The sequence below is a fragment of the Kitasatospora sp. NPDC029367 genome, from assembly GCF_055569135.1.
In genome coordinates, this window is sequence record NZ_JBVHYH010000098.1 from 1 (window position 1) to 7397 (window position 7397).

General features: G+C 71.0%; 7 protein-coding genes. 4 read left to right on the forward strand and 3 right to left on the reverse strand.

The features are described 5' to 3' along the window. Window positions 1-149: 149 nt before the first annotated feature. The 3 genes from ACZ4W5_RS34465 to ACZ4W5_RS34475 form a co-directional block, all read right to left on the reverse strand. Entirely contained in the window at window positions 150-1136 is a 987-nt protein-coding gene (locus ACZ4W5_RS34465; RefSeq protein ID WP_465659010.1) for an aldo/keto reductase, read from the reverse strand. A 94-nt stretch (window positions 1137-1230) separates the two neighbouring features. After that, window positions 1231-2064 (reverse strand): ABC transporter permease, encoded by an 834-nt coding sequence (locus ACZ4W5_RS34470; protein WP_465659012.1) that lies wholly within the window; start codon window positions 2062-2064, stop codon window positions 1231-1233. Further along, the gene (locus ACZ4W5_RS34475) at window positions 2064-3041 is read right to left on the reverse strand and encodes an ATP-binding cassette domain-containing protein (RefSeq protein ID WP_465659014.1); all 978 of its coding nucleotides are present in this window, start codon (window positions 3039-3041) and stop codon (window positions 2064-2066) included. The genes ACZ4W5_RS34470 and ACZ4W5_RS34475 overlap by 1 nt, the downstream gene beginning before the upstream one ends. Window positions 3042-3140: 99 nt before the next feature. On the opposite strand from ACZ4W5_RS34475, the gene ACZ4W5_RS34480 reads away from it, so the two are divergent. The 4 genes from ACZ4W5_RS34480 (at window position 3141) to ACZ4W5_RS34495 (ending at window position 7245) form a co-directional block, all read left to right on the forward strand. After that, window positions 3141-3902 (forward strand): TetR/AcrR family transcriptional regulator, encoded by a 762-nt coding sequence (locus ACZ4W5_RS34480; RefSeq protein WP_465659015.1) that lies wholly within the window; start codon window positions 3141-3143, stop codon window positions 3900-3902. 883 nt (window positions 3903-4785) lie between these two features. Continuing rightward, window positions 4786-5511, forward strand: coding sequence for an AfsR/SARP family transcriptional regulator (locus ACZ4W5_RS34485; protein ID WP_465659017.1), 726 nt, complete (start codon window positions 4786-4788; stop codon window positions 5509-5511). A 57-nt stretch (window positions 5512-5568) separates the two neighbouring features. After that, window positions 5569-6174 (forward strand): dTDP-4-dehydrorhamnose 3,5-epimerase family protein, encoded by a 606-nt coding sequence (locus ACZ4W5_RS34490; protein ID WP_360245926.1) that lies wholly within the window; start codon window positions 5569-5571, stop codon window positions 6172-6174. Between the two features lie 102 nt (window positions 6175-6276). Then, window positions 6277-7245 carry a Gfo/Idh/MocA family protein gene (locus ACZ4W5_RS34495; protein ID WP_360245878.1) on the forward strand — a complete coding sequence of 323 codons (969 nt, stop codon included), beginning with the start codon at window positions 6277-6279 and terminating at the stop codon, window positions 7243-7245. Window positions 7246-7397: the final 152 nt, after the last annotated feature.

Below are 7397 nucleotides of genomic sequence, written 5' to 3' on the forward strand. Positions count from 1 at the left end.
TCCCCCCCCCCCCCCCCTGCCCCCCCCCCCCCTCCCCCCCCCCCCCCCTCCCCTCCCCCCCCCCCCCTCCCCCCCCCCGCCCAGACCCCCGGGGCCGGGCGGTCCGTGGGCCTACCCACGGTCCGTGGGCCTACCCCCAGCCCGTGGGCCTACCAGGCGTAGTCCTCGGGGGCCGGCTTGTGGCCGGGGAAGAGTTCGTCGAGGCGGTCCAGGGTCTTCTGGTCGAGGTCCAGGTCGAGCGCCCGGAGGGCGGCGTCGAGGTGGGCCGGGGTGCGGGGGCCGATGATGGGGGCGGTGACGGCGGGGCGGGAGAGCAGCCAGGCGAGCGCGAGGTCGGCCGGGTCGGTGCCGAGTTCGTCGGCGAAGTCCTCGTAGGCCTGGAGCTGTTCGCGATACTCGTCCAGGAGCCTACTGGCGTAGCCCATGGCGCTGCGGCCGCGGGTGCCCTCGCGCTCCTTGCGCAGGACGCCGCCGAGCAGCCCGCTGCGCAGCGGGGACCACGGGATCAGCCCGAGGCCGTAGTGCTGGACGGCGGGGATGACCTCCAGTTCGACCGCCCGGTCGAGGAGGTTGTAGAGGGACTGCTCGCTGACCAGGCCGAGGAAGTGCCGGGAGCGGGCGGCCTCCTGGGCCTGGGCGAGGTGCCAGCCGGCGAAGTTGCTGGAGCCGACGTAGATGATCTTGCCCTGGGCGACCAGGACCTCCATCGCCTGCCAGATCTCCTCCCAGGGCGTGGCCCGGTCGATGTGGTGCATCTGGTAGAGGTCGATGTGGTCGGTCTGCAGCCGGCGCAGGCTGGCCTCGACGGCCTTGCGGATGGCGAGCGCGGAGAGCTTGCCGTCGTTGGGCCAGTCGCTCGTGTTCGCGTAGGCCTTGGTGGCCAGGACGGTGCGCTCGCGGCGGCCGCCGCCCTGGGCGAACCAGCGGCCGATGATCTCCTCGGTGCGGCCCTGGAGGTTGCCCTCGCTGTCGCGGCCGTAGGAGTTGGCGGTGTCGAAGAAGTTGATGCCGCGTTCGTGGGCGGTGTCCATGAGGCGGTGGGCCTCGGCCTCCTCGGTGTGGGGGCCGAAGTTCATGGTTCCGAGGCAGAGGCGGGAGACGGTCAGGCCGGTGCGGCCGAGGTGGGTGTACTCCATGGCGCCCCACCTAAAGCCACACCGGCCGCGGTGTCCAGCACATTACGCTGACCAGCACATGACGGCGTCCAGCACAGTACGGTGGCCCGGCGGGTCATCGCCCGTGGGTGGCGAACTTCCGTACGGCCAGCGGCCCGCAGAGCGCCAGCAGGGCGGCGCTCCACAGCAGCGTGGCGAGGAGGGCATGCTGCATCGGCCAGGCGGAGCCGGGCGCCGCCGGGTTGCCGAAGAGTTCCCGGCTCGCCTCCACCACGGAGCTGATCGGGTTCCAGTCGGCGATCACCCGCAGCCAGCCGGGCATCCCGCCGGTGGGCACGTAGGCGTTGGTGACCATCGCCAACGGGAAGACGACGACGGAGAGTTGAGCGGCGGCCTCCTCCTTGCCGACGGCCAGGCCGAGCAGGGTGCCGACCCAGGTCATCACGAAGCGGAAGAGCAGCAGCAGCGCGAACCCCTCCAGGGCGTCGGCGGCGCCGTGCCGGGCGCGCCAGCCGGCGGCCAGCCCGACCAGGGCCAGCAGGGCCAGGACGACGACGCTGACCAGCAGGTCGGCGAGGTTCTGCCCGAGCAGCAGTCCGGCGCGGGAGACGGGCATCGAGCGCAGCCGGTCGGTGACCCCGCGCCCGACGTCCCGGGCGGCGCCGACCATGGTGGGCATGATGCCGTTGGTGGCGACCATGGCGAACAGCCCGGGCATCAGGAACTCCCGGTAGTCCCCGCCGCCGGGCACCTGCATGGCGCTGCCGAAGACGTACCCGAAGACCACCACCATGATCACCGGAACGCCCAGCGAGGCGGCCAACAGGCCGGGCGAGTGGCGGTAGTTGAGCAGGACGCGGAGCATCGACGTCCAGGTGTCGGAGAGCAGCCGGGCGCCGGCCGAGGGGCGTGCGGCGGCCGGGACGGCGGTGCGGACGGCGGTGGCCATCAGGCGGCCCTCCCCAGCTCGGCGTTCTCCCGGGACGTCCCGGTGAGGGCGAGGAACACGTCGTCGAGCGAGGGCGCCCGGACCGCGACGTCCTCGGCGACGACCCCGGCGCCGTCCAACTCCCGTACCAGCGAGGGCAGCAGGACGGACTCCCCGGGCGCGGCCAGCACCGTGACCGTCCGCTCGGCGACGTCCACCTGGGCGTCGTTGCCCGACAGCGCGGACAGCACCACGGCGGTGGCGGCGAGCTGCTCCACCGTGGCCAGGGTGACGGAGACCTGGCTGCCGATCGCCGCCTTGAGCCGCTCCGGCGGGCCGGTGGCGATCGCGGCGCCGTGGTCGACCACCACGATGTCGTCGGCGAGCCGGTCGGCCTCCTCCAGGTACTGGGTGGTGAGCAGCACGGTGGTGCCGCCGTCGGCCAGCTCCTTGACGGTCTCCCAGATCCCCTGGCGGCTGCGCGGGTCGAGCCCGGTGGTGGGCTCGTCCAGGAAGAGCACCGGCGGGCTGGTGACCAGGCTGGCGATCAGGTCGAGGCGCCGGCGCATGCCGCCGGAGTAGGTGCGCACCAGCCGGTCGCCGGCCTCGGCGAGCCCGAAGCGGGTGAGCAGTTCGTCGGCGCGGGCCCGGGCCCGGCGGGCTCCGAGCCGGTGCAGCCGGCCGAACAGGTGGAGGTTGTCCCGGCCGGTGATGCCCTCGTCCAGCGCCGCGTGCTGGCCGGCCAGGCCGATCGCCCGCCGGACCTCCTCGGCCTCGCGGACGGCGTCGTGCCCGGCGACCCGGACGGTGCCGCCGTCGGGGGCGACCAGGGTGGCGAGAACGCGCACGGCGGTGGTCTTCCCGGCGCCGTTGGGGCCGAGCAGGCCGCAGACGGTGCCGGCCGGGACGGTCAGGTCGAGGCCGCGCAGGGCCTCGGTGGCTCCGAAGCGTTTCCGCACGCCCGCCATCTCGATGGCGGGTCGGGAGGTGTCGGACATGGCTCCGCCCTTCTCTAGGTACAGCGTACGTAGAAGCTTGGCGCCATGCTACTACGTACGCCGTACGTATCTAAGATGGGGGAGCGAGGTGATCTTCCAGTGCCGTCCAGCAACTCCCCCAGCAGTCCCGATCAGCCCGAACAGCCCCCGCCGCCCCAGCGGCCCACGCCCCCCGAGGCCCCCGAACTGATCTGGCTGCGCCCCGAGCGCACCGGCCGCGGCCCGCGGCCGGCCCACAGCCGCGACTCCATCGCGGCGGCCGCCATCGCGATCGCCGACACCGAGGGCCTGGAGGCCGTCTCGATGCGCCGGGTCGCGGCCGCACTCGGCGCGGGCACCATGTCGCTCTACAACTACGTGCCGAAGAAGGAGCACCTGCTCGACCTGATGCTCGACGCGGCCACCGCCGAGTACCGGCTGCCACCCGCACCGAGCGGCGACGTCCGGGCCGACCTGGCGAGCCTCGCCCACGAGCAGCTCGCCCTCTTCCGCCGCCACCCCTGGCTGCCCGCCCTGGTCATCGCCCGCCCGGGCATCGGCCCCAACGCCCTGCGCTACACCGACCACTTCCTCGCCGTCACCGCCCCCACCGGCCTGCCCGGCGGGGCGCGGATGGAGGCGATGGCACTGTTCAACGGCTTCATCTGCCAGTTCGCCCAGTACGAGCAGACGGCGGCCGCGGGCGCCAAGTGGCAGGCGGAGATGGTCGGTTACCTCACCCAGGCGGCGATGAGCGGCGCCTACCCCAACCTCGCCCAGGCCTTCGCCACCCCGGGCCCGCCGGCCGACCCGGACCAGGCCTTCGACCGCACCCTGGACCGGGTCATCCACGCCATCCTGGCGCCCACGCCGGGGGGTTGACGCCGAACGGGCGGCGAGCCGGTGCCCTCGCCGCACCGCCGGAGTCCGAACGCCGCCGCACGACCCCCGGGCGGCCCCCGGGCGGCCCCTCGGGAGCGCCCGGAGGATATCCGTCAACGCGGCGCCGAAACGGGCGACAAACAGGGTCCGACAGGGGGCTCGGGGGGCGCGCGGTGGATTATCCGCCGCCTGTCAACACCGCCTCCGGCCTATCCGGATAAAAAGAACCGGTCGCCCGGTCGCGGGGGGATGAATGCGGGAGCGGGATCACTGTGGCCGGTGCGGCCGAAGGTAACGACAGCCGCCGGGCCGGGGGCGTCTCCGCCCATCCACGGCTCACGGTCACGCAGCGCCTCCGCTCGCCCACACCGCGTTGACCGGCCGTTCTTCGCCTCCGCGACGACCTGTGGGCCCGGTCCAAACCCCCCGGCACCACTCTTCACAAACCCTTCCCCGAAAGCCCTAGAAACCCTCCGGAGGGGGGATCAGCATAGGTGGCCGCCAAAGTCAACCACCCTTGTCCGGAATGGATGCGATCCACACGACCGAATTTCGATTCCACCTCTAAAATTCCGATAAAACCCCAGCTTGGGCCATTCGCCTGGTCGATGTGATCTAGATCACTCGAGGAAGTCTGTATGCCGTCGCCGGTCGACCTTGCTAGAGTTCACTTAGCACATTCGACCGAGATCCGTGGCGAGAGACGACGATACCGGCGGCGATTATCCGTGAAAAGCCGCTCTCGCATATTTCTCTTTCGATCACCGACACCATTTCAGTCAGGAGCTACGGGGGAGGCCTGATCTTGAGATACGAAATTCTTGGCCCTGTGCGCATTGCCGCCGGCAATGATTCTCCGCCGGTCGGCACCCACAAGATGGAGATGCTCCTGCGGACGCTCCTGATCCGCAACGGCCAGATTCTCTCGCTGGACCAGCTGACCAGGGAGCTGTGGGGTGAGACCCCTCCCGTCCGGGCCCGGGCGTCGATTCATGTGTACGTGTCACAGCTGCGCAAGATCCTCAACCAGTTCTCGCGGAACGACGGGGTCATCACCACGCGCACCCCCGGCTACGTCCTGAACCTGGGGCACGACGAACTCGACCTGGAACTCTTCCTGGCCCTGTCGGAGAAGGGCCGGATGCAGATGGGCATGCACCGCTACACCGCGGCCGCCCAGACCCTCACCGAGGCGCTCCGACTGTGGCGCGAGCCGGTCCAGGCGACGTCCTACGAGGGCCCGATCATCCGGGAGTTCGCCAACTGGGCGGAGGAGCTGCGGGTCGAGTGCCTCGAGATGCTGGCCCGCTCGCTGCTCGCGGCGAACGAGACCAGCGAGGCCGTGCGCATCCTCTACTCGCTGATCTCGGAGTACCCGCTGCGGGAGAAGTTCCACGCCTTCCTCATGGAGGCGCTCAGCCTGTCCGGCCGGCGGGCCGACGCCCTGGAGGTGTACCAGGCCGCCCGGAGCCAGATCCGCGCGGAGCTGGGGCTGGAGCCGTGCCGATTCCTCCAGGAGACGCACGAGTACATCCTGCACGACAGGCTCGACAACCTCAGCGTCATCCGTGCCCGTCGTGACCGGGTGGCGCAGGCGCGCACCGCCTGACCCCGCCAGCCCGTGGCGGGCCCATCCGTCCAGCCGGAGGAGGCCGTTGTGGACAGTTTGGAAATCACCGAGATGTCGATTCCCGGCGCGTACCGGATCGGCACGAAACACGTGCCGGACCGCCGGGGGAAGTTCTACGAGGCGTGGCGGGTCACCGAACTGCTCGAACAGACGGGCCACCATTTCGAGATCCGCCAGGTGAACTACTCGGTATCGCGGAAGAACACGGTCCGCGGAATCCACGGAACCACCATTCCGCCCGGCCAGACCAAGCTGGTCACCTGTGTCCGTGGGGCCGCGCTCGACGTGGCCGTCGATCTGCGGGTCGGCTCCCCCACCTTCGGGACGTTCGACATGACGCTCCAGGAGGCCGACTCCGGAATCGGCGTCTACCTCTCGGACGGCATCGGGCACGCCTTCCTCGCCCTCACCGACGACACCTGCATGAACTATCTCTGCGGCGCCGAGTACGTACCGGGCACCATGCTCGACATCCAGGCGTTCGATCCGGCCCTGGGCATCCCCTGGGAGCGGGAGCTGGACGGCCCGCCGATCATGTCCGACAAGGACGCGGCGGCACCGACCCTCGCCGAGGCCGTCGCCCTGGGGCTGCTGCCGACCTACGAGCAGGCCCTGGCGTCCACCGCCGCACCCGTTCGCTGAGGTGCCCCCGCAACCAGGCCCCAGCGGCCGTCCCCCGACCGAAACCTCGTTCAAGGAGTTCCTGTGGTGCATGAGGGGAATAGCAGACCGGTCCGAGTCGGAGTGATCGGGTGCGCCGACATCGCCTGGCGGCGCACGCTGCCGGCCCTGACGGCCGAACCCCTCATCACGGTCACGGCCATCGCCAGCCGGCAGGAGAAGAAGGCCCGGCAGTTCACCGACCGCTTCGGGGGCACCCCGGTCGAGGGCTACGACATTCTGCTGGAGCGCGACGACATCGACGCGGTGTACATCCCGCTGCCGGCCGTCCTGCACGCCGACTGGATCGAGAAGGCACTGCGGGCCGGCAAGCACGTGCTCGCGGAGAAGCCGCTCACCACCGACCGGAAGCAGGCCGAGCGGCTCTTCCGGATCGCCGACGAGCAGGGCCTGCTGCTGATGGAGAACTTCATGTTCCTCCACCACCACCAGCACCGGCGGGTCGCCGACCTGCTGGCCGACGGCGTCATCGGGGAGGTCCGGTCGTTCTCCGCGAGCTTCACGATCCCGCCCAAGCCGCAGGGCGACATCCGCTACCAGGCGGCGGTGGGCGGCGGGGCGCTGCTGGACATCGGCGTCTACCCGATCCGCGCGGCCGGGCTGTTCCTCGGCCCGGGGCTGGACGTCGCGGGCGCGGTGTTCCGCCGCGAGCGGTCCCGGGACGTGGTCGTCGGGGGAAACGCCCTGCTGACCACCGACCAGGGCGTCACCGCACAGCTGGTCTTCGGCATGGAGCACTCCTACACCAACAGCTACGAGTTCCGGGGCAGCCTCGGGCGGCTCTGGCTGAACCGCGTGTTCACACCTCCGGCGACGCACCAGCCCGTGGTCAGCATCGAGCGGCAGGACCACCTGGAGCAGATCGCGCTGCCCCCGGACGACCAGTTCGCCAACATCGTCCGGGCCTTCGCCCAGGCGGTACTGCGGGGCGAGCGTCCGCGGGACTGGACCGAGAACTCGCTCCACCAGGCGTCCCTGGTCGACGCCGTGCAGGCGAACGCGCGGGACTTTGTCTTCTCCGCCGAGGACTGACCACGCGCCGGGCGATCGGGCGGACGAAGGGCCCGCCCCCGGCCTCCTGACATCCAGGAGGCCGGGGGCGGGAGCCTCTTTCGTCGTCCACGCACAAAAAAGAAGCACCACCAGCACCCAAAAGCGGGGCAACCACAAGAAAAAAAACGGGG